We start from the raw sequence: 22,262 nt of genomic DNA on the forward strand, positions 1-22,262 counted from the left end.
GGTAGACGCTACCTCTATATTTAGCTACATCTGGACTCTGCTCCTATAAAATATTGCTTGTCCTTGAAAGTCATGCTACTATTTAAAGGGAAGAACTACTCTGTACATTTATTATGCTGTGACAGGTACGTGTGTGGTGCAGTTACCTTATGTCGACTTGCCATCTCTGAAGGACTGGGGAAGTGATGTTGGAATGGGTTATGCTCGATCATAGAACGGAGTGGATTGCATGGGGTCAGGTGAAATGGTCGGACAGAGTCTGGGGCATTATCGGATTACAAGGCTTATTGGTCGTGGTGGCATGGCAACGGTCTTTCTGGCGCTGGACAGCTATCTGAATCGTGAGGTCGCGCTCAAGGTTTTCAAGGCTAGAGACGATGTCCAGGATACTTTTCTGCGGCGCTTTGAGCGTGAGGCACAGATTGTGGCTCAGCTTGAGCATCCCAATATTTTAACGGTCTATGAATATGGACGCTATAATGGGATGGCCTATTTCGCAATGCCATATCTTTCGGCTGGCTCATTACGTAATTATTTACGCTCGCAACAGCCGCTTTCCCCCCCGCATGCGCTGGATCTATTGGCGCCTATTTTACGTGCCCTGCAATATGCTCATGATCGTGGCTTGATCCATCGCGATATCAAGCCGGATAATATGTTATTTAAAGCCGATCAATCGCTGGTCCTATCAGATTTTGGCCTGGTTAAAGTGCTACCAGACGAAGGGGACGGCGATGCATTTTCCGCCTTTGAGTCACATACCAATAGTATTATGGGCACCCCCCAATATATGTCACCTGAACAGATCCAGGGTAAGGCGGTACCGGCCAGCGATATCTATAGCATGGGAATTGTGCTGTACGAGCTATTGACGGGCCATGTGCCTTTTGTGGCTGATACGGCCATTGGTGTAATGACAATGCATCTCTATGAGCAGCCAGATCCATTATGTCAGCAACACCCTGACGTTTCTGCTGCCCTTGAAGCGGTTGTCCTGCGTGCGCTAGAAAAAGATGCGGGACAGCGCTACCAGCGTCCGATTGATTTTCTCTATGCATTAATGCAAGCAATCGTACGGGACAAAGATGGTCAAGGACAAACTGAGTCCGCTAAAGGTACAGCCAAAGAGATCCTGTCCGCCGCTCCTAAACCAGTACGGAGCGCTGGGGGGATGCCCAAACCCGCTATTTCCCCTCGACTCAAACAATCACAATTAAGTACCGCCGTATTGCCCGCGACAATTGCACGTTACTCAGGAGCACAACCCGAAGCCCGTCCAGCATCTGGGCGCATCGTTTCAGGCATCTTTTTCCTACTGCTCCTGGCACTTATCCCACTAATGATCCTCTGGATCTGGCCCCTGTTAACATCAGGACACAGTGGACCCCCTATACATCCGACACCAGCCATAGGCACGCCATCCGTCAACCCCCAAAACATCCATCCCAACAACCTATGGCCAATTGACAAATACGGCAAACAAATCCCACTACATTTCACTGCAACGAGAGGAGGACCAGTGAACTATTCATTGTAAAAACAGCATAAAAAAAAAGACGTTATGTCAAAACATCGTCGCAAGGCATCTGGTTATATGTTATTATGCGAATATAACTACTCTAGCTTTCTTAGAATAGCCTGCGCGATGTTTGTATTATAGTAGAAGTACACGTTTAACGAGTGAAGGACGATTAGTACCATAACCTGGAGGCATGTGATGGAGGAAAAAACCGTTAGGCAGTTAGTTACGGAGATTCAACGGCAGCTCAAGCCCTTATCCGAACTATCAACATCGGTAGTTATGCAGGCAGAGCTGCAATCGTACACAGAGGATTTGTATAATCAATTAGTACAGATATGTTATGAAGAGGTCGACTTTTTATCGCGGCTAGAAGTTGGACAGGTAGTGACGGCAGATGTGCTCTCCAGACGTGATGAACTGGTTTCGCATGCTCGTCACCTGATCCTTGATGCTCCCAATGCGCGCTAGTTGCGCTCATATTTGTGTATCTCATTAGCCATGTAAGCTAGTTGCGTCAATACCATAGCGGGCCCGAAGCAAGGATATATTTGCTTTCTTGCTTGCGAGCTCGCCCACTCTGGTGTGACACTTTACATGTTATTCGACTGACACGCTGGCTCTGGCACGTTGCTGTTGCCACATACGCCAGTAGAGGCCTTCGCTTTGCAGCAAGGACGCGTGTGTTCCGCGCTCTACAACCTGACCATGGTGAAGGACGAGTATCTCGTCGGCCATCTCCATTTCGGCGAGGCGGTGGGTGACCATAATTGTGGTGCGCTCCTGACGCAGATCTTTGATGGCATCAAGTACCGCGCGTTCAGCAATCGCATCCAGATTGACCGTGGGTTCATCCAGGATCAGGATAGGCGTATCCTTCAGGAACGCACGGGCGATCGCCACACGCTGCCGCTCTCCACCGCTCAAGCGTAGTCCCTGTTCTCCTACTGAGGTATCATAGCCTTCGGGCAAACTGAGTACGAACTCATGCAGTTGCGCTTTACGGGCCGCCTCAATCATCTCTTCTTCGCTGGCATCCTTACGGGCAAGCAAAAGATTCTCGCGAATCGTGGTATTGAACAAATGTGTATCCTGTTCCACCACACTCATCTGCTGATAAAGATCATCCTGCTGATACGTCTGTAACGGATGTCCACCCAGCGTGATCTTGCCCTCATGATAGTCCCAGAAGCGTAACAAAAGGTTGGTCAGGGTGGATTTACCAGAGCCGCTGGGTCCTACAATCATCAGGCATTGGCCCTGTGGCACGCTAAAGCTGACATTGCGCAACACGTATGGCTCATTCTCTTCATAGCGGAAGCTCAGATCTTCCACCTGAATAGTGTGATTGAGCGCCGTTGGAGAGGGCGTGCTTGGATTTTGTACGGCCGGTTTGGCATCCACAATCTCGAACAGACGGCGGCCAGATTCCAGGCTCCCGCCGAGCTGTTGGAATGAGGTTGGCAGCGGTAAGATACTTTCAAAACTGGCCAGTGCTCCCAGGACCAGTATCGCCAGGATGACGCCACTTAGCTCGCCGCGATAGACATATGGGATTGCCACCAGCAGCATGGTCCAGGCGCTCAAATTCATAAGCAGATTGGTCAGGGTTCCCTGCATGCCGCTGACATAGGCAGAGGTCATTTGTAGCTTCTGTAGCTTCTTATTCATTTGTTCGATCGAGCGCGCCTGACGCTCCTGCTGACCAAAAGCGATCAGGTCGGCGATGCCCTGTACACTATCCACCATCTGGGATTCCAGTTCGGCCTGCGTGCTGACCATTTCACGGCCCACACGTCGTCCCAGCCGATGGGCCAGCCAGGGAATACCTACGCCAGATACCAGATAGAAGGCGATAAAGATCAGTCCAAAGGTGGCACCAAAAGCACCAAAGAAGATCCACATCAGGACACCGATGATCAACGCGACCAGCGGTGGGGCCAGCACACGGATATAAAAGTTTTGCAGGATATCAATATCCGAGACGGCACGGCGTAGCAGATCACCGCTACGCAATTCGTACTGTTGACCATCTTTCTGCACCATCAGGCGCGCCGGAATTAACGGTTCCAGGGCACTATAAAACCAGACACGGAGATTGGCGAGCAGCCGAAAGGTGGCGCTGTGCGAGATCAGGCGTTCCAGATAGCGGAAACTACCACGGGCAATGCCAAAGAAGCGCACTCCCACGATGGCGATGCTCAACGCCGACACATCGGGATGCAACGCCGCCATCGAGATCAGATAGGCTGAGGTGGTCAGGAGTCCGATGCCGCTTATCACCGTGAAGGCACCCAGCAACGCCGCCAGCAGCATCCAGTTGCGAATCGGCCAGGCCAGTTTTAGTAAGCGTTGTAGCGATGAGCTCATACGATGGCCTCCTCTTCTTCATATGCCTTGATCAGCTCTTGATAGGCAGGCGATTGTCCCAGCAGTTCCTGATGGGTGCCACTGGCAATTACTCGTCCCTGATCCAGTACCACAATGCGATCAGCGCTACTAATCGTATGCAAGCGATGCGCGATAATCAGGACAAAGTGTTCGGGTGCCAGCCGATCAATCGTCTGCAAAACCTGTGCCTCGCTCTCAGCATCTAGCGTCGAAGTTGCTTCATCCAGTAACAGGAAAGGACTCTTTTTCAGCAGGGCGCGGGCCAGACTTAAGCGCTGTAGCTGTCCGCCACTCAGGCGTGTGCCGCGCTCACCAATCGATGTTTCATAGCCCTGTGGTAGTGTCTCAATAAAATCGTGCAAGTTGGCGCTACGGGCGGCCTCAACCACCTTGGTCATATCCGCTTCCGGCCGACCTAAGCGGATATTATCGGCGACTGTTGTGTTGAAGAGATAAGGACGTTGTGGCTGCCAGGCCACCAGTTCTCGCCATGCCGTGGCGGTAAAGCTGCGGATATCATTGTCGTCGGCCTTGATACTGCCCTGGTCCGGCTCAATAAAGCGTAACAGTAGATTTGCCAGGGTACTTTTACCGGCGCCACTCTTCCCTACCAGCGCTACCTTTTGTCCCCGCTGTATCGTCAGCGAAACTCCTTTTAACGCCTCCTGACGTGACTCCTCGCTGGAAGGATACGCATAATGGATATCCTCAAGGGATATTGTTTGCTCAAGCTGTGCCGGCTTTGCTATGCTGCCAGCAGGTAGCTCAGGCTCCTTGACCGGTACCTCTAGAATATCAAAGATACGTTGCGCGCCCGCCGAGCTATTCATACTGGCATGGAACTGTGTGCCCAGATTACGCAGCGGCTGATAAAATTCTGGTGTCAACAACAGTACAAAGAAAGCCTGCTCAAAAGGAATATTGCCATAGAGCAATCGTAGTCCAATCTCTACCGCGATAATCGCATTACTGATCGTCGAACCCATCTCCATCACAAAGGATGATAGAAAGGCTACCCGTAGCACGGCCATCGTGGTATCGCCATAGCGCTTACTGATAGCGCGGATCGTCTCCAACTGGGCCTTATTGCGGCCAAAGAGTTTGAGCGTGGTCATGCCTTGCAGGACATCCAGAAAATGGGCACTAAGATAGCTCATCTGCCGCCAGCGGCTCTCAGTCATAGCGTTGGCTTGTAGTCCAATCAGGATCATGAATACTGGTAGAATCGGCCAGGTTACCAGGAGTACAATGCCAGATATGAGATCGGTCGAGAAGACCACGATCAGGATCGCCAGAGGAATGATCAGGGTCGCGCATACCTGTGGAAAGAACAGATTAAAGTAGGCGTCCAGCGACTCCACGGCTTCTGTACTGGTATTGGCAATCTCGCCACTGCGCTCACCTCGTACATACATGGGGCCGAGTTTAAGTAACTGGCGAAAGAGCCGTAAACGTAGCTCACTCTTGACCACGCCAGATACAACATTGGTCGCGATCTCGTTGCCCCAGATCACGGCGGCCCGACCCAGTAGAATACACAGTAGAATGATCAGGGCGGTCATCACCTGGGTCAGTGACTGCTTCTGGAGGAAAACGGCATTGATGATCGAGGCTATATAGCGTGATTGGAAGATAATAAAAATGGCAGTCAGAAAGCTAAGTGCACCCACGATCACCACGTAGATGCGCATGGTTTTGACATATTGTAACAGGCGTTTATTTATTTGCATGAGAACCGCTCCTGATCGCTTCGACAAACTTTTGCGGTTAGCTTCGTTTGAGGTTCCTCAGATATATGGCTGGCACGGCTTGTTTGCCAGGAGTGAGGACAGACAAAATATATCCCTGATAGAACGAATATCTTATTCATTATACCAGGGATACAGGTTACATTGGTTATTAGTAGTGGCCAATTTTATGGGCCTGTATGCGTTGCTTAAAGACCCAGTAGTTCCATCCCTGATAGAGGAGCACGATCGGCACGATAGTAAGTGCCAGCCAGCTCATCACGGTCAGTGTATAAGGACTGGACGAGGCGTTCCTGATGGTCAGGCTCCAGGCTGGATTGAGGGTGGAGACCATGATGTTCGGGAAGGCGCTAAAACCAAGGGCTACGGCCGCCAGGATGATGGTGACGATAGTCATGATAAAGGCCCAGCCGCTATGATGGCGTTTCAGCAAGAACGGAATCGAGATCAAGACCGCCAACAGGATATAATCTAATGGCATCAATCTGACATCGAGGAGCAGGTGCTGAATGACCGGCGAGTTGCTAAAGCCCAGGCCAGCGATAAGCAGTAACAGGGCGATGGTCGGAAACCAGACGCGTAGCGCGGCCCGTTCGGCGCGCTGCATCAAAGGACCCTCGATACGCAGGCTCAGGAAGATCGCACCATGCAGGGCGAAAAGCATGACCACTGCCAGACCAAAGAGTATGCTAAACGGTGTAAAAGGTGTCAGTAGACCACCTACATAGTCCATCTTCGCATTTATTGGCATACCACTGATCAGATTTGCCACGATCACACCCCAGATAAATCCTGGGAGCAAGCTACCGATGAAAAACATGCCATCCCAGGTCGAGCGCCAGCGTGTATGCTCTTGTAAGCTACGGAACTCAATGGCCGCGCCACGCAGGATCAAGGCCAGCAGGATCAGAAACATTTCCAGATAGAAACCACTAAACATAGTGGCATACCAATTTGGAAACGCGGCAAACATCGCGCCGCCAGCCGCAATCAGCCAGACTTCATTACCATCCCAGAATGGACCAATCGAGTTGATAATCATGCGCCGCTCGTTATCGCTCTTACCCAGAAAGGGTAAGAGGATACCAACTCCGTAATCAAAACCTTCCAACACGAAGAATCCGGTGAAGAGGATAATGATAAGCACAATCCAGAGTATTTGTAGATCCATTTTTTTCCTCTTCTCTTAGAAGGAAGCAACCAGCTCTTTTTCCTTACTCTCAGTATGCTCTTCCACAGGCTCCACACCCTTACGAGCAAACTTGAAGATCAGGATACCATCGATAGCTGCCAGGACGCCATACAGAACAATAAACGTGATCAGTGAGAAGAGGATAACGCCGGCGCTCACATTGGGCGAAACGCCATCAGCCGTCTTCAGCAGACCATTCACCAGCCATGGCTGTCGTCCGATCTCCGCCATCATCCAGCCAGCTGTATTTCCTAGATATGGAAGCGCGATACCGCCAACCAGGAGCCACAGGAACCAGCTCATCTGCTCCAGGCGTTTCTTCCACAGTAAGAACAGACCACCCATCGCCAGCAGGGCCATTACGGCACCCATACCCAGCATTACACGGAAGCTCCAATAGATCACCACGACCGGAGGTACATAGTTGCCAGGACCATATTCTTTCACAGCCTGGGCCTGTAACTCTTTAATACCCTTTACTTCACCCGAAAAATTGTTATAGGACAGGAAGCTTAAGGCATAGGGTACTTTAATCGCAAAGACATCTTTCATATTCTTGGGATCACCAATGGTGAAGAGCGAGAACGAAGCTGGACTCTCACTGTCCCATAGCGCTTCAGCGGCGGCCATCTTCATTGGCTGTTGCTGTACCACATGTTGACCACCCAGGTGGCCAAATACTGAAACCGCGATACTACCGATCAGGGCGATAACCAGACCAATGTGCATTGATTTGCGGAAGAAATCCTGATCCTTTGACTTTTTAATAAAGTGATAGGCACTGATACCCACCACAAAGAAAGCACCGGTACATACAGCTCCAAAGAAGACGTGTGGAAACTGCTCCCACAAAGTTGGATTTGTGAGTAGAGCAAAAAAGTTTGTCATCTCGGCGCGACCATTATGCATCGCATAACCGACCGGCTGCTGCATAAAAGAATTCGCGATCAGAATCCAGAACGCCGACAGATTTGAGGCCAGCACTACCAGCCAGATGGCTAAGAGGTGTACTTTCTTTGACAGTTTTTCCCAACCAAAGATCCAGACGCCCAGGAACGTCGACTCCAGGAAGAAGGCTAACAAAGCCTCAATCGCCAGAGGAGCTCCAAAGACATCTCCGATGAAGCGGGAATAGGTAGACCAGTTCATACCGAACTGGAACTCTTGCACGATACCAGTCACAACGCCAAGCGCGAAGTTAATCAGGAAAAGTTTGCCCCAGAATTGGGCCATGCGCTTATAAGTATCATTTCCCGAACGTACATAGATTGTTTCCATAATGGCGATGATTAAAGCCAGACCTATCGTCAGAGGAACAAACAGGAAATGATATATAATCGTGCTACCGAATTGTAATCTTGAGAGTGTTAATGCATCCACTGATGCGCTCCTTAGTGTTTATCGTAACAATCTTTCGTGGATCTATTTCTCAGTGTCCAAATTTGCTTCATTGCTTGTTTTCTACTTTTCTTTACATGCATAGTATGCCACTGGCTGACCTCCCTCGACATCAGAACTTCACCCGATTATTGACCTGATTGTTTCTGCTCTCTTTGAAATGCATCTCCTATATAAGCGGCTAGAGCGGTGATGGTCATCAGATTTCAGCCTATTTTCAGCTGCATTTTCACGCAGGTAGCAGGCAATTATAGAAGCTAGAGCGGTAATGTGGATGATAAAGTGTAGTCTTATGGCTCAATAAAGGGGCATAGGAAGGCGATCTATAACACCTTAGTGTATTTATTACGATAACCTGAATGCCTCGGATGAGTAGAGAGAAATTGGAGAGCACGGTAGGGTACTGTGGAGGTTGTTTTTTGTGCTGGTGTCAGGTTACATGCTGCATCTGATGCAACATGTAACCTGACACCAGCACACATGTATAGATATTGTGGTACCCGAGGGTTGGTCCCGTCAGTTATAATGCTCAGCTTTAGCTATTCTCTAAGGTGCTCCAAGGAAAAAGCAATTCGTGGAATCGTGCAGGGAGGGAGACCTGACCGATAAAAAGTGGTTAGCGCCTACTTCTTTGCTGTCGTTACGCTGACCACCTGAGCACCAGTCAGCTCAATGATAGAACTGACTTTCAGTTGTAGATTAACGCCGCGCTGGCCCGCACTGATCGCAATCTCATCAAAGTGCGTAGCGCTATCATCAAGATACACATCAAATGGACGATTGAGTAAAGCCAGTGCCGATATACCACCCACCTTCAAGCCAGTAAGTTTTTCCGCCTGATCATGGCCCGCCATGCGTACTGACTTCACAGCGATCTGTTGCGCAAAGTGGCGCAGATCCAACTCATGATTTGCCGGAACCATCACCAGTAGCGCATGAGCATTTGGTTCATTCTCACGTAATACCACCAGCGTCTTAAACACCTGCTCCGGTGGCAATCCAATCTGACCCGCCACCTCCTCAGCATTATGAATCGTATCCGGAAATATATGCACTTTATACGTCACCTTATGAGCATCCAGAGCCCTCATCGCCTGCGTACGTACTCTTTTCGCCATAGCATCAACAATCCTTTACCAGGAAAAAATCAGAAACGCAAAAAACAACAAAACCACTATAACACACTCTTACGCAGAAAAACGCATGCGCAACCATGTTGCCATTCATTTTTTGCAACGACTTACACACCACGGAAGTCACCGTCCAGGGACGTGTCCTCTTCACATGCTTATGGTTGCGTTGGCAAAAAATGCATGACACTCGAAGATGCGGTGTAAAAAAACAGGAGAGCTGGCAATTGACGTTTAAACTAATCCGTCCTACCAGAACTTCAAGAGAAGTTCCGTTCAAAGAAAGATGATCGATGTTGGTGCGCACATCTGCATCAGGATGGAACAAGTTGAGGCACTTTCGGCGTCTTGCGAACTGGTGCATACCGCTTCGCCTTGCGTATCGTGGCTCCTTTGATCCGGCCTTTCGCTTTTCCGCGTGCTTGTGGCGATCTGGCAGGGGTACCCAAACATACCAACAATTTGGAAAACCCGCGTCGCACTTGTTGTGGCGTGGGTGGGCGCTGCTTGTTTTCCCATGGGTGCAGATGCGCTTGCACCAAATCTCGACCCACCACCACATGGTTATGCGCCATCGCGACCACCTGGCTCCAGCGTTCAAATTGCTCGGGAGTACGCAAACGCGGTTTCTCCCACAACAATGCCTGTTTGTCAAAGCGATAGCCGTGTTCCTGACCAAAGCGCCGTGCATAGCCCAACGCGATGTCGGCGAGATCTGCATTGGGATCGCCAATCCAGACAAACCAGCTGATGCGCGGATCGCGCTCCTGGTTGGTAGCATGTGGTCGCAGCACACGCATCACACTCAGTTCCAGCCACCGTGCCTCCTTGACATGCAGATGCTTCCACCAGCTGATCTCAACAGGACGACCTTTCAGATCGGTGCATTCCGCCTTTCCATCTGGCTCGCCATGGGTCGCTTCATCTTTGGGTTGCAAGATCGCCCCATCTTTGCACGGCGCTCCTCGCTTTCCCGTTGGTGGGGGCGCCGGTCGATAGAAGCGACGATTGCACTTCAGACGGCCCAGCACACCGACTGGCAAAGTGCTACAGCGGCACCACAGCCAAGTCGAATCATATCCACGATCCAGCGCCGCGATACTGTGAACTGGCAATTGCGGCGCCAATTCCGAAAGTTGCGTGAATGCCAGTTCAATGGCAGTGGTCGAGGAAGCGATGCGTTGCTGGTCCAGCAGGTAGGTCCAGCTGCTGGGTTGCTCAGGCAAGGCTACCACCGTCGAGAACTGCCAACCGTAGGTGATCGCTTGCTTGCTCTTGGGCAGATTGTGCACCGGTTGGGCCGTCCGATCCGCCGAGGTACGAGCCGCTGGTCGAGCGATACTGCTGGCATCAATCCCAATCCAGAGTCGACGGCCCTGCGGGGGCGCGGGCAGATAGCGCACAAAAACCTCTTGCAACCGCTTGCGATCAATGCGCCCATCTTCAAAGGCTTCGTAGACACTCGACCAATGCCGTTGGAAGCGAGGATCTTGCGACAATTCGGGCAACGAACGAGCCTGGGTTTGGGTGATCAGGGCATCCATGGTCGTAAAGAGCGCATCTTTGGCTCGCTCACAACAATCATAGATCTCGTGACGAAAGCGTCTCAATGTGTTAAGGTTCATACAAGTAAAGCTCCGTTTTTGTTTGATTTAGTATCGAAACTTTACTTGATCAGGCCGCCCTCCGCAAGGTTGGGGGCCTTTTGTCTAAATTAGTTTAAACGTCAATGGCAAAGATGCAGTAGATAAATAAAATACTTCAGAAACATCTCATATGATTTACAATAATAAATCAAGCTAACTATTGATTTATACATTATAGTAGAGTATCTTATTATTAAATATATCGATGCTACACGAACACGGTGCCACTTGTGTCTTGATCGTACATAAACAGAAAAATTATGATTGTGCATGCAAGGAGTGAAATTCTGTTATGACACTCATAGGCGAATTCATCAGCACATATAGAGTCATCGCACTCCCTTTTCAAGATCCTTTTTGTGAACTCCTTGTAGCTGAGCAGAACACTCCACTATTATTAGTTTTTTTTCCTGGAGTGACAATCGAAACACAAGCAGAAAAGGATGAATTCTTGCAGAAGGCGCCTCGTAGCCTGCAGCACAATGGTACCACCATTCCATTACAGAAGTTAGGGATTGCCTCCAACCATCCCTATTTTGCTGCGGCATATACCGATGAGACCCAAAGGGTTTTGCTTGACTATGTCAAGGCGATCAGTCAGGCACTACACACGGTACGGGGGCAGCGGCCCGCAGACAATCGTGCTCGTTTTTCAGCGTTGATGGGCATCCTTGTGCCAATCGCGGATCGCAATACAAAGATAATACCGCCAACCCCTGATGAGCGTACAGAGCCGATACTGGCACCAAATACCTTAAGTCATGGTGCTCGCAACGGCCCACACGTAAATATGGGTCCTACTTTAGCCGGTTCTCGGCCTGCCCGTGCTCCACGGAAACTTAAGCGCTGGCAACAAGGCATCATCATTGCGCTCCTGCTCGTCCTATTGATAGGATCAGGCGCATTACTCTATACATTTATTCCGGCCGCCAGCGCCACGGTGAAGGTGACGCCGGTCCAAATGAGCCTGGATGAGAACTATCCGATTACTGTAGTTGAGAATACACAAAGCGATCTGATGTTCGTTGTGGGTCGGTCGATTGTTGTTACGTCACAGCAACGTACCCAGACCGTCAACGCCACGGGAAAAGGCGTGCATCAGGCCACCAGAGCGACCGGTGTAATCAGCTTATCGCAAATACAGCTGACTAAAATTAGTCCTACTGGAAATTACCTGGCCATTTCCTCTGTCAGGGATCCAGCAGGCAGAAGCATCGTGACCGATGAGGAAGTTAAAATTACGAATGGTGGCTCGGTCTCGATTAATGCCCATGCTGAACCAGCCGGCGACATTAGCAATATTCCGGCCCATGATATCGATGGTCCGATCGATATTGTTGATGCAATTACCCAGGTGCCAATCGGAACTGGTTATCTCTCTAATGGTCAAGGCTTTAATGGTGGGCATGATGCGATAAATTATACCTATGTGAAACAAGCCGACATTGATAATGCTACGAAAGCGCTGAACAATCAATTGCTGGCGGGCACTATGGATCGTGTTAAGAAGAGTATCGGCAAGGCTGAAAAGTCCGTTCAGGCTCCTCAATGCACACCAACCTCATCTTCAAACCATAAAGTTGATGATGAAGTCGCAAATCTAACTGTGAAGCTCAGCATTACTTGTAAAACACTGGTCTACACCGAAAAGATGCTGCATGATCAGGCGGTCAAAGTCTATCAAAGCCATGGTAGCGAGCGCTTCGGCAGTGATTATGGGGTCGCGGGAGATATGATTGTTAGTCAACCAACTACCAGCCAGAGTGGCGTGTTCATGATGAGCGTAAAAGGGATCTGGACCTATCAATATACGCCTGATCGCCTGGAGGCCATCAAGCATCTGATTGCCGGAAAAAAGAACCAGGATGCCTTAGTGCTCTTGAATGAGCGCAAGGATATGCAGAAAGTAACGCTGACGACGGCCGGTGGTATTGGTAGTGCCGTTCCCACTGCCGCTAAAGATATAAAAATAATCATCAACAAAGTTACAGGACTACAAGCTGGCTCAACAGTCTAAATACCACCGATCCTCAACCGGTTAGCGTTCCTCGAGGAGCAGTCCCTGGCGCTGGGCGAGGGCGATAGCTTCGGCACGGGATTGTACACCTAGCTTGCCATAGAGGCTGGTGAGATGAGTTTCGATGGTTTTGACTGAGATGTTAAGGCGCTTACTGATCTCGGTATTGCGTAGACCTTGTACGATGAGTCGTAACACGTCCTGCTCACGGCTGGTCAGGGGCTCGATAGGGCCAGCCAGTGTTTCGCGATCCTCTTCGAGAAGCTGGCGTATCTCGGGGGCAAGACTGCGTCTACCCAGTGCTACATCATGGATGGCCTGACGGATCTCGCTTCCACTGGCGCTTTTAATCCAGTAGCCCTTGACGCCAAATTTAAGCATGGCCTGTACATAGGCAATCTGGTCGTATGCGGTCAGGACTAGAATGGCTGGTGCCTGTCCCGGTTTTGCCAGCAGGGCCTGGGCCGCGCCAAAGCCATTCATGCCTTTCATTGAGATGTCCAGCACCACTACATCGGGCCGCGTGTGCTGGCAGAAGGCCAGGACCTCGGTTCCGTCCTGGGCTTCACCGATCACGTTCAGTAATGGATCCTCTTCTAGTAATTTGCGCGTCCCCTCACGCATCATGGCGTGATCATCGGCCAGCAGAATCGTCACAGGGCGGCTACTTTTCATCGTGCAGGTTCCTCCAGTTTGTGGATGGATAGGATGTCCTTGTGCTGTATTGATGTAGAGGGCGGTGGTGTATAGGTCGCGCGTACAGCCGTGCCCCGGCCTGGTTGGCTGCGCACCGCTATCGTACCACCGATGCCCGCCATGCGCTCATGCATCCCGACAATACCCAGACTTTCCAGGCGAGGATCTCCTAACCGGAAACCGCAGCCATTGTCTGCGATCACTAATGAGATCTCTCCTTGAGGGCCATAGCGTAGACGAACAACTACTCTACTGGCGTGGGCGTGTTTAGTGATATTTGCCAGTGCCTCCTGGGCGACCCGGTAAAATGCCAGGTCAATGGTGCTGGCCTTTTCTGTCTCTCGCTCGGGACCTTGTCCAAGGTTATAGGCGATAACATGCAAGCCTTTTCCACCCATCTGTTCCGTCTCGCGAGCCAGCCAGCGTAGCGCTTCCGCCAATCCCAGTTCTTCAAGGAGCGATGGCCGTAGTGCCAGACAGGTGCGGCGTAGATTGGTGACGACCAGGCGTGCCAATGGCAGAACCTCTGTGATATCCTGCATCTTGTCTGCATCCCCAAGCTCACGTACCAGTAACATCGCCTTCTGCAACACATCGTCATGCAGATCAAGGGCCAGATGGCGGCGTTCGTCCTCTTGCGCCAGAATGACGCGGTGATTTAAGGCCATCAACTTCTGCGCATCGGATTGGGCCTGTGCCAGATAGCGATTATTGACCTCCAGTACCGACAATTGGGCGACCAATGAGGCCAGAAAGCTTTTGTCCTGCCGACTATACGGCTCCTCATTTTTTTTCGGACCCAGACAGAGAAAGCCGGTGATCAACTCTCCATCATAGAGTGAGAAGAGTAATAGATTGTCCAGTAGCACCGGCTCAAATGAGCGCTGGCGAAAGTGGAAGAGGGCTAGATCGGCCGTTGAACGTAACTGACTATTGGTATAGGCAGGCTGTTTGAGCGAATAGCGATAGATATGCCAGTCGCTGGTATCATGGCTGTGCTCCGCCATGTAGCGCATCTCATCCTGTGAGGTGGCGCGAATGAATAGGGCCACCTCATTGGCATTCAGCAACCGTTCAAGTTGAGGCAGAACAAATGCGCTGATCTGGTCGATGCCGCGCAACCCTGTTAGCGCTGTACTCAACTGACGTAGCTCATAGTTATACTGATAGAAATCATGATAGAAGACATGATCGCCGGTATCGCGCACCTTATGCCAGACAAAGGGGAAGAGCCAGAGGCTGACCGCCATCAAGCCCGCATACAGATAGTCGCGCCACTCTAGCTGGACCGTACTATCGCCCCCAGTAAATGAGCGCAGAAGAATAATAGCGGGAAAAATAAAGGCGCAGGCCAGCAAGATCCATAAAAAGACACGCATCACCTTACGGCTCAACAGGCTGGTTGTGCCCAGTAATTGATGACGGAAGATCGCATAATCGCAGATGATCGGCAGGATCACCAGAGGCACTGGTACCAGATGCAGCAGGCTGCGATGGAAGAAGGGCATAGGTGGAATAATGCCGATGCTTAAACTGGAAATAATCAGCAGGAAGATCACGCCGATCATCACCATGCGTGCCAATTGCTGTTCTGAGCGTCCCATGTTGCGTAAGCCCCAGATCAGGATGCCGATGACGATACAGACACAGATAATGTTATAGGCAAACATCAAAAGCTGGAACGGCCCGCGCAACCCATTATTGGTTCCTGTGAATGCAAGTCCCGCGACCAGCAAAAATATCCCAATCGCCAGAGGCAGATAAGGTAGCCATGTGTATCTCTGTCTGGTCCTATGGTTAACCTGGGGATGAGGAAAGAGGCAGACAAAGGTGGTAGATAATCCGGTTGTCAAAATGAGTAGATTTAAAAAAAGCTGATTGGTCCATGGGACATTTAAGTTGAAGGTACCAAATAACGTACACATCAATGAGACCACATAAAACAGAATATACGCGATACGCGCGGTCGGACGATCCTGCGAGCGAAAGAAGATGGCGATTCCGGCCAGCGCAAAGAGTAGCGCCATGAATGTAGCAATAAAGGTATCAAGAGAGTTCAATGCCTGGGGGGCCGCATGGAGGGTAAAGGGAGGGCCTCCAGTCCCGTTGGTGGCCAGTACATTGCCTGTGAGCTGACAATTTTGCGCCTGTTCAGGACTAAATGGAGGTTTCAGTAGCTGGATCACGGACCCGACGCGCACATTATTGGCCCATGCCTCGCTAAAAGGTGCAACATTTACCACCTGACATGTACCTGTCTGGCCCGCAACAGGTGTCAGTGTCACCTCGGGATGCTGAGATTGCTGTGTATTTATGATGAGCAACAGTATCGCTGCCTGCACAAGCAAGCTAATAATTACCACAATCCAGCGTCTGACCGCCGTATTGCTGCGTTGAGGCTGCTGTCGCAAGAGTCTCTCTTTCATATATTACTCTTATCCTCCCCTTCCTACCAGAATGAAATCCCCGTCTGGCCTTATGTGACACCTCGCGCCTGCGGCGCTCGCCCAGGTTTGTGGTGACGGTGTGTGAAGGCCGCCGCGGCGGCCTTCACACACCGTCACCACAAATGAAAAATGAAGAGGTTGCCACAGGTGTTAATGACCCCGTTTCGTCCTCAAACTTTATATATGTGTGGTGTGGTGTGGTGGTCGCCCGCCTTCACACACCGTCACCACAAATGAAAAATGAAGAGGTTGCCACAGGTGTCAATGACCCCGTTTCGTCCTCAAACTTTATATATGTATGGTGTGGTGGGCGGCCGCCCACCACACCATACATATATAAATAAGCGAGCGCCGCAGGCGCGAGGTGTCACATAATCCCTGACTATCTATAGATATGTACTCTTATTGTAGCTCAGGCTAGACTGAAACAACATCAGGGTTTTCCCTGACTCCTCTTGAATGCTTATGTTGTGTTTTGATGTGCAAATGTCACATCAGGGATTTCCCCGAAGACAAGCGCGATGTCGCAAGGTAAGCTTTGGGTAGTTCTGATGCATAAATCATAAAAAGTATAGAGGTTAAATTACATGCAGACTGATGATGTTTCAACTGTAACCAATCCTGCTTTGCCGGACAAGCAGAGTGAAACACAGACAATAGCAGAATCACAGCCAACCCAACGCTGGCAGCGCATTACACTGGCTGTCATCGTCGCATTCTCTGCCTTTCTGAACGTGTTTCTTATTCAACAAAACGGCTATGGCAATGCATATTATACCGCGGCCGTAAAAAGTATGCTGATGAGCTGGCATAACTTTTTCTTTGTCTCGTTTGATCCTGGTGGCTTTGTGACGGTAGATAAGCCGCCGCTGGGCTTGTGGATTCAGGCGTTAAGCGCGAAGATTTTTGAGCTCCTTGGTTTTGGCTTTACTGGTATAAGTGTGCTGCTGCCACAGGCTATTGCCGGCACGCTTTCGGTATATATCATTTATTGCCTGGTGCGGCGTGGATTTGGTCCTGTACCGGGTCTGATTGCGGCGCTGGCGCTGGCGCTGACACCTATTGCCGTGGTGATGAATCGAGATAATAATCTGGATTCACTGCTGGTACTGACCCTCTTACTGGCAACCTGGTGCCTGCTGCTGGCGGTCGACACAGGCAAGTTGCGCTGGCTGCTGCTCTGCGCCTTACTGGTGGGCCTGGGTTTTAATATCAAGACCCTGGAAGCTTATTTAGTTGTGCCGGCCTTTGGCCTGTTCTATCTCTTGAGCACACGTCATGGTTGGGGCAAACGCATGATCCATCTGCTAATCGCCCTGGCACTGTTGCTGGTTGTTTCATTCGCATGGATCGTGGCCGTCGATATGGTGCCCGCTTCTCAGCGTCCCTATGTGGGTTCCAGCCAGACAAACTCTGAGCTTGAGTTGACCTTTGGTTATAACGGCTTGCAGCGTATCACGGGTATGGGAAGTGGCAATCGAGCCCCAGGCACCAGTTCACAGACAGGCTCATCCGCTACTCCCGCTTTTGGTGCTGGCATGATGAATGAAGGTGGAGACCCCAGTGCCTTGCGTCTCTTGAAGGCTGATTTAGGCGGACAGGTAAGCTGGCTCTTGCCGCTGGCCGTGCTGGGTTTGATCGCTATGGCCTGGCAGGCCCGGTTACGCTTACCACTCAATCGCTGGCATCAGGCGGTGGTACTCTGGGGAGTCTGGTTTTTAACGGCGGCTACCTTTTTTAGTGTTGCCGGTTTCTTCCACTCTTACTATCTGGTAATCATTGCGCCAGCGCTCTGTGCCCTGGTAGGAATTGGACTGGTCACCTTATGGAACGACTATCGTAAGCGTGATCGCGGCGATTGGCGTACCTGGGCCTTGCCGGTTGCCCTGCTCTTAACCGTAGCTGAACAGGTCTACTTATTGTCCGTTTACGGTTCTCCCTGGTCAACCATCCTGACTCCGGTGGTCGCGGTCCTGAGTGCGCTAGGTATTGTAGCGCTGATCATCAGCAAGATGCAGGTCAAAATTACTGCCAGGACTATGCGGCTGCAGCGTCCCGCTGTGATTGTGAGCGTGGTTGGATTGATGCTCACGCCGTTGATCTGGTCCGCCATGGCTCTGGCAATGCCCTCCAATTCCGTCCTGCCTACCGCAGGTCCGATGTTGGTCAATGGTGATGGTGGTATGAGCGCGATGATTAAAGAGCTGCAAAGTGCCAATGGTACGGCTGTCCCTGGTGGCGGTGCCGGCTTGCCTGGCGCTGGCTTTCCTGGTGGCGGCTTGCCCGGTGCTGGTACAGGGACTCCGAGAGGAAGCGCTGGTTTTCCAGGTGGTTCAGGTGGCATGGGTAATTTTCTCGGTGGTGAAAAAGCTGATACCAGGACGATCCAGTTTTTGCAGGCTAATAAAGGTAATGCTCGCTATCTGGTGGCGGTTCAGAGTGCCATGGCTGGAGAACAGTTGATCATTGCGACTGGCGAACCCGTAATGGCGCTGGGTGGCTTTGTTGGCAGTGATCCTATCCTGACACTCCAGCAACTGCAACAAAAAGTCGCATCAGGCGAAGTACGTTACTTTATGTTTCCAGCTGCTACGAGCAATGATACATTCAAGAATCTGCCTGCCTCGATAAAAGAAATGATCGAGAAAATGGGTGGTGGTAATCCTGGTAACATGGCGGCTGGCATGGCGGGTAGTAACGGCAAAATTATATCCTGGGTCCAGAGCAGCTGTAAAGTGGTTCCAACCGATCAATGGAAAACGAATACACAGCAAAGCGACAACGCCCAGGGTGGGATACCAGGTGGTGGAATGGGAATGAACAATCAACTCTATGATTGTAAAGCAGCGTAGCTACGGCCATGGCGGCCTCTTCCTTCCTCTATGACTTTCTCGGATCAACATAAGCATGTTGATCCGAGTACATCCAATAAAAAAAGTTATTCGCCCCGGTTTATGTGGAATTCTATAAAAGAAATGGTTGGTGGTCTGGATGTTACATACTGGTCGTAATATACAGCAGCAATTACAGCGTCTCAATGATCTCCTTTTTTCTCGTGCGGCCCGGCCTGTGCGCTTCATTTGTACCGGGGGGCTGGCCGCTGTAATCCAGTTGACGATATTAAATCTTTTGGTGAAGTATGGCTGGGAGTCGGCCTGGGCTAATGTGGTGGCTTTTCTGATTGCGGCCCAGTTTAACTTTGTGATGAGCTTCTTTTTTACCTGGCGAGATCGCCAACCGGCAACGGATACGGCGGCAAAGCATTTGCTACTCTCGCGCTGGCTCAGCTTCCATAGCTCAATCCTGTTTACTGCCTTACTCAATCAGCTTGTTTTTATCGCAACTCGCGCATTTATTCCAACTTTGTTCGCCTCAGCACTAGGCATTTGTGTTGCTTCTCTGGTAAACTTCTTTACAATGAATACACTGGTTTTTCGTAAAAAGCAAAACCAGGATGTTGTATCAAGACAGTCGCTTGATGTGGCTGGCGATAAGCAGGAACTGATGGTGGCTAATGAGAAACAGCTTAAAGAGGAGAACGTGTAATGATTGCTCCACAGCAAGATAGGATATCCCAGGCTCTCGCACAGCCTACATATTCTATTGTGGCTCCAGTCTTTAATGAGGAAGAAACTCTTCCACAATTTTACGCACGTATGATCCAGGTCATGGATGAGTTGAATGAACCATTTGAACTCATCTTAATTAATGATGGTAGTAAGGATACGTCTTATCGCGTTATGCAGGATTTGCATGAGGCTGATCCACGTGTACGCATTATTGATTTCTCGCGTAACTTTGGGCATCAAATCGCAATCTCGGCTGGCCTTGATTATGCAAAAGGTAAGGCGGTGGTGGTGATTGATTCTGATCTACAGGATCCACCAGAGGTCATTCCTTCACTGATTGCGCGCTGGAAAGAGGGCGCGGAAGTCGTCTATGCGCAGCGAGCGACCCGAGTTGGCGAAACTAAATTCAAACTGCTGACCGCTTCCCTGTTCTACCGTTTGATTGATCGTATCACGGCGATCCAGATTCCACGTAACGTTGGAGATTTCCGTTTGATGGATCGTAATGTAGTGGATTCTTTGATTCAGATGCGCGAGCACCACCGCTTTATGCGTGGGCTCTCAGCCTGGGTTGGTTTTCGTCAGGAGGCTGTCTTATATAATCGTCATGAACGTTATGCGGGCTCATCTAAATATCCTTTAATGAAAATGGTGAGCTTTTCGATGGACGCGATTACCAGTTTTAGCCATCTTCCCTTGCAGTTAGCCACGACTTGCGGTTTTATCCTGGCCGGTATCAGCCTGTTAGGTATTATTGTGGCGGCGATCCTACGTCTGACAACCCACGCGATTCAAGGACAGGCCTCAACCCTGATCCTGGTGTTGTTCCTGGGTGGTATCCAACTTATTTTCCTCGGCATCATTGGTGAATATCTGGGCCGTATCTACGATGAGGTACGCGCACGGCCCCTCTATATTGTGCATCATGCGCTTGGCTTCTCAGAAAAGGATCAAGAGAAGACATCTGTTTAAGTGCTATGGTCGTCATGACGGTAAGGGATATATCTCTTTGCCGTCATGGGAATTGTTTAGATGGTGCCACACAGATACTTTTGAGCCTGCGCCCATACAATCTGTGCAACCATATGTCCGAGTGCCCGGCCAGTGAAGTTTCCTTGCTCAAAATGGACCCCTGCATAGAGTCGTGAGATACCGGCTTCGATGGCGGCGGCACTAAAAGTTTTCCAGGCCAGCGTCACATCTTTCTTTGGCGTGGTGCCAGGCTCGATCAATGAACTGCCCGCAGATCGGGTATAGGATCCTCCAAAGTAATCACTGCCGGTGAAGAGTGCCAGAATGGTTGCGCTGGCAGCACTGAAGGTGCTATGTCCCGAACAATATTCTGGGGAGGCTGGTGTGACAAGCTTTTTCGTTTGATAGGGCCGCCAGTCCGCTCCGCGCAGCAGTTTAGTGCCTTGATCAGGGCCCGCCCAGGCCAGCACCTGGCGCTCCGCATATAAAGAATGGATCGCCGTGATCGGGCGCACAGAATTATATGCTCGTTTGCAGTCCCAGCAGACAATGCTGGCGTCCAGCAACGCGTTGCCCAGCACAAAGAATAGCTTGATCGCGGCATCCAGATTGTACATATCGCGGCGCACCACATATTGCGCGATCAAAAACCAATGTCCGGGCGCCTGTTCGGAATCAGGACCATCCTGCCAGTATTCAGCGATCACCTTCTGCTGATCCGTGAGATTGGCGCTGATATCCAACAATTGATTGGCCTGCATACCATAGCGTGAGCTATATACTGTGGCAGGTGGAACGGCGGGCCGAAACTGGGAACCATTGAAGAGCGCGAATGGCTTCACATGTCCCCAATGCGGTGTCACGAAACGCTGTACCACAAAGCTATGATCATCATGTGGAATCCCTAAAGGTTGCCATTTGTTGGGATCATAAAGAGTATCCGTGGTATTGATAGGCTGGTAATTGGTATAGTCCGCATAAGCACCGGCGTGCATTGTACCTAACTGATTAGAGCCATCATTGTGCCGAAAATCCAGTACCAGGCGAGCCATCATATTACCAATTCCAGCCGGGGTATTCGTCTTCTCGCTCTGGTTCAAAGTAGAATATCCCAGTTGTCCCATCACAATGCGGAACTGCAACTCCTGATCTGGAAAAAGATCCTTGAGGGCGCGATAGGCGGCATAGCTGATTGCCTCCTCTTTATGTGCCTGCGTATGTTCGCTGACAGGACGAGTGAGGCGTTTCCCACAACAGGTACTACTCGCCACCGGATCATAGGCCGACCAGGCATCATACATACAAGTAGCCACCACTGCCAGTGCGCGTGCCACAATCGTTACGGCTGGATTGGTCGTACGGATTATTTGGAGCAGTGCATCAATCCAGATCAGTGCCACCCTGGCCGTCTGGAACGTACGAAACGCTGGCAAAAAGGTAACGCCACCCAGCACAGTCCGACTGGCAGCCAACATACCCTTACGTTCCATCTCCACCTCACCCATCCAGATCCACGCCACATATACTATAGCTTTAT

Annotated in this window: 15 protein-coding genes; 6 read left to right on the forward strand and 9 right to left on the reverse strand. The window is 50.6% G+C overall.

Features of this window, described 5'->3' with window-relative positions:
* The first annotated feature begins 229 nt into the window (after positions 1-229).
* Both EL633_RS10655 and EL633_RS10660 read left to right on the forward strand, forming a co-directional pair.
* Complete coding sequence (locus EL633_RS10655) at positions 230-1,537, forward strand: serine/threonine protein kinase (RefSeq protein ID WP_126627156.1); 1,308 nt, start codon at positions 230-232, stop codon at positions 1,535-1,537.
* A 180-nt stretch (positions 1,538-1,717) separates the two neighbouring features.
* Positions 1,718-1,990: a hypothetical protein gene (locus tag EL633_RS10660; protein WP_126627157.1), complete on the forward strand. Its 273-nt coding sequence runs from the start codon at positions 1,718-1,720 to the stop codon at positions 1,988-1,990.
* Between the two features lie 129 nt (positions 1,991-2,119).
* On the opposite strand, the gene cydC is transcribed toward EL633_RS10660, so the two are convergent.
* The 6 genes from cydC to EL633_RS10690 all read right to left on the reverse strand — a co-directional run bounded on the left by cydC (position 2,120) and on the right by EL633_RS10690 (position 11,003).
* Positions 2,120-3,889, reverse strand: coding sequence for a thiol reductant ABC exporter subunit CydC (gene cydC / locus EL633_RS10665; RefSeq protein WP_126627158.1), 1,770 nt, complete (start codon positions 3,887-3,889; stop codon positions 2,120-2,122).
* On the reverse strand, positions 3,886-5,640 hold the full coding sequence (gene cydD / locus EL633_RS10670) for a thiol reductant ABC exporter subunit CydD (protein WP_126627159.1): 1,755 nt from the start codon (positions 5,638-5,640) through the stop codon (positions 3,886-3,888). The genes cydC and cydD overlap by 4 nt, the downstream gene beginning before the upstream one ends.
* A 169-nt stretch (positions 5,641-5,809) precedes the next feature.
* The gene (gene cydB, locus EL633_RS10675; RefSeq protein ID WP_126627160.1) at positions 5,810-6,829 is read right to left on the reverse strand and encodes a cytochrome d ubiquinol oxidase subunit II; all 1,020 of its coding nucleotides are present in this window, start codon (positions 6,827-6,829) and stop codon (positions 5,810-5,812) included.
* Between the two features lie 15 nt (positions 6,830-6,844).
* Positions 6,845-8,230 (reverse strand): cytochrome ubiquinol oxidase subunit I, encoded by a 1,386-nt coding sequence (locus EL633_RS10680; RefSeq protein WP_126627161.1) that lies wholly within the window; start codon positions 8,228-8,230, stop codon positions 6,845-6,847.
* Positions 8,231-8,871: 641 nt separating this feature from the next.
* Positions 8,872-9,366: an aminoacyl-tRNA deacylase gene (locus EL633_RS10685; RefSeq protein WP_126627162.1), complete on the reverse strand. Its 495-nt coding sequence runs from the start codon at positions 9,364-9,366 to the stop codon at positions 8,872-8,874.
* 326 nt (positions 9,367-9,692) lie between these two features.
* The gene (locus EL633_RS10690; RefSeq protein WP_126627163.1) at positions 9,693-11,003 is read right to left on the reverse strand and encodes an NF041680 family putative transposase; all 1,311 of its coding nucleotides are present in this window, start codon (positions 11,001-11,003) and stop codon (positions 9,693-9,695) included.
* Positions 11,004-11,316: 313 nt separating this feature from the next.
* On the opposite strand from EL633_RS10690, the gene EL633_RS10695 reads away from it, so the two are divergent.
* Positions 11,317-13,041, forward strand: a complete 1,725-nt coding sequence (locus EL633_RS10695; RefSeq protein ID WP_126627164.1) for a VCBS domain-containing protein — start codon at positions 11,317-11,319, stop codon at positions 13,039-13,041.
* A gap of 21 nt (positions 13,042-13,062) precedes the next feature.
* Here EL633_RS10695 and EL633_RS10700 read toward each other — a convergent pair whose 3' ends face one another.
* Together EL633_RS10700 and EL633_RS10705 are read right to left on the reverse strand one after the other, a co-directional pair.
* Positions 13,063-13,716, reverse strand: a complete 654-nt coding sequence (locus EL633_RS10700; RefSeq protein WP_126627165.1) for a response regulator — start codon at positions 13,714-13,716, stop codon at positions 13,063-13,065.
* Positions 13,713-16,163 carry a sensor histidine kinase gene (locus tag EL633_RS10705; RefSeq protein ID WP_126627166.1) on the reverse strand — a complete coding sequence of 817 codons (2,451 nt, stop codon included), beginning with the start codon at positions 16,161-16,163 and terminating at the stop codon, positions 13,713-13,715. Before EL633_RS10705 ends, EL633_RS10700 begins: the two co-directional genes overlap by 4 nt.
* Positions 16,164-16,771: 608 nt before the next feature.
* Here EL633_RS10705 and EL633_RS10710 point away from each other — a divergent pair.
* The 3 genes from EL633_RS10710 to EL633_RS10720 all read left to right on the forward strand — a co-directional run bounded on the left by EL633_RS10710 (position 16,772) and on the right by EL633_RS10720 (position 20,725).
* Positions 16,772-19,036, forward strand: a complete 2,265-nt coding sequence (locus EL633_RS10710) for a glycosyltransferase family 39 protein (RefSeq protein WP_126627167.1) — start codon at positions 16,772-16,774, stop codon at positions 19,034-19,036.
* Positions 19,037-19,175: 139 nt separating this feature from the next.
* Positions 19,176-19,730, forward strand: a complete 555-nt coding sequence (locus EL633_RS10715; protein WP_246039210.1) for a GtrA family protein — start codon at positions 19,176-19,178, stop codon at positions 19,728-19,730.
* On the forward strand, positions 19,730-20,725 hold the full coding sequence (locus EL633_RS10720; protein ID WP_126627169.1) for a glycosyltransferase family 2 protein: 996 nt from the start codon (positions 19,730-19,732) through the stop codon (positions 20,723-20,725). Before EL633_RS10715 ends, EL633_RS10720 begins: the two co-directional genes overlap by 1 nt.
* A 56-nt stretch (positions 20,726-20,781) precedes the next feature.
* On the opposite strand, the gene EL633_RS10725 is transcribed toward EL633_RS10720, so the two are convergent.
* Positions 20,782-22,215 (reverse strand): vanadium-dependent haloperoxidase, encoded by a 1,434-nt coding sequence (locus EL633_RS10725; RefSeq protein ID WP_161982073.1) that lies wholly within the window; start codon positions 22,213-22,215, stop codon positions 20,782-20,784.
* Positions 22,216-22,262: the final 47 nt, after the last annotated feature.

This window comes from Dictyobacter alpinus, from assembly GCF_003967575.1.
Lineage (GTDB): Bacteria > Chloroflexota > Ktedonobacteria > Ktedonobacterales > Ktedonobacteraceae > Dictyobacter > Dictyobacter alpinus.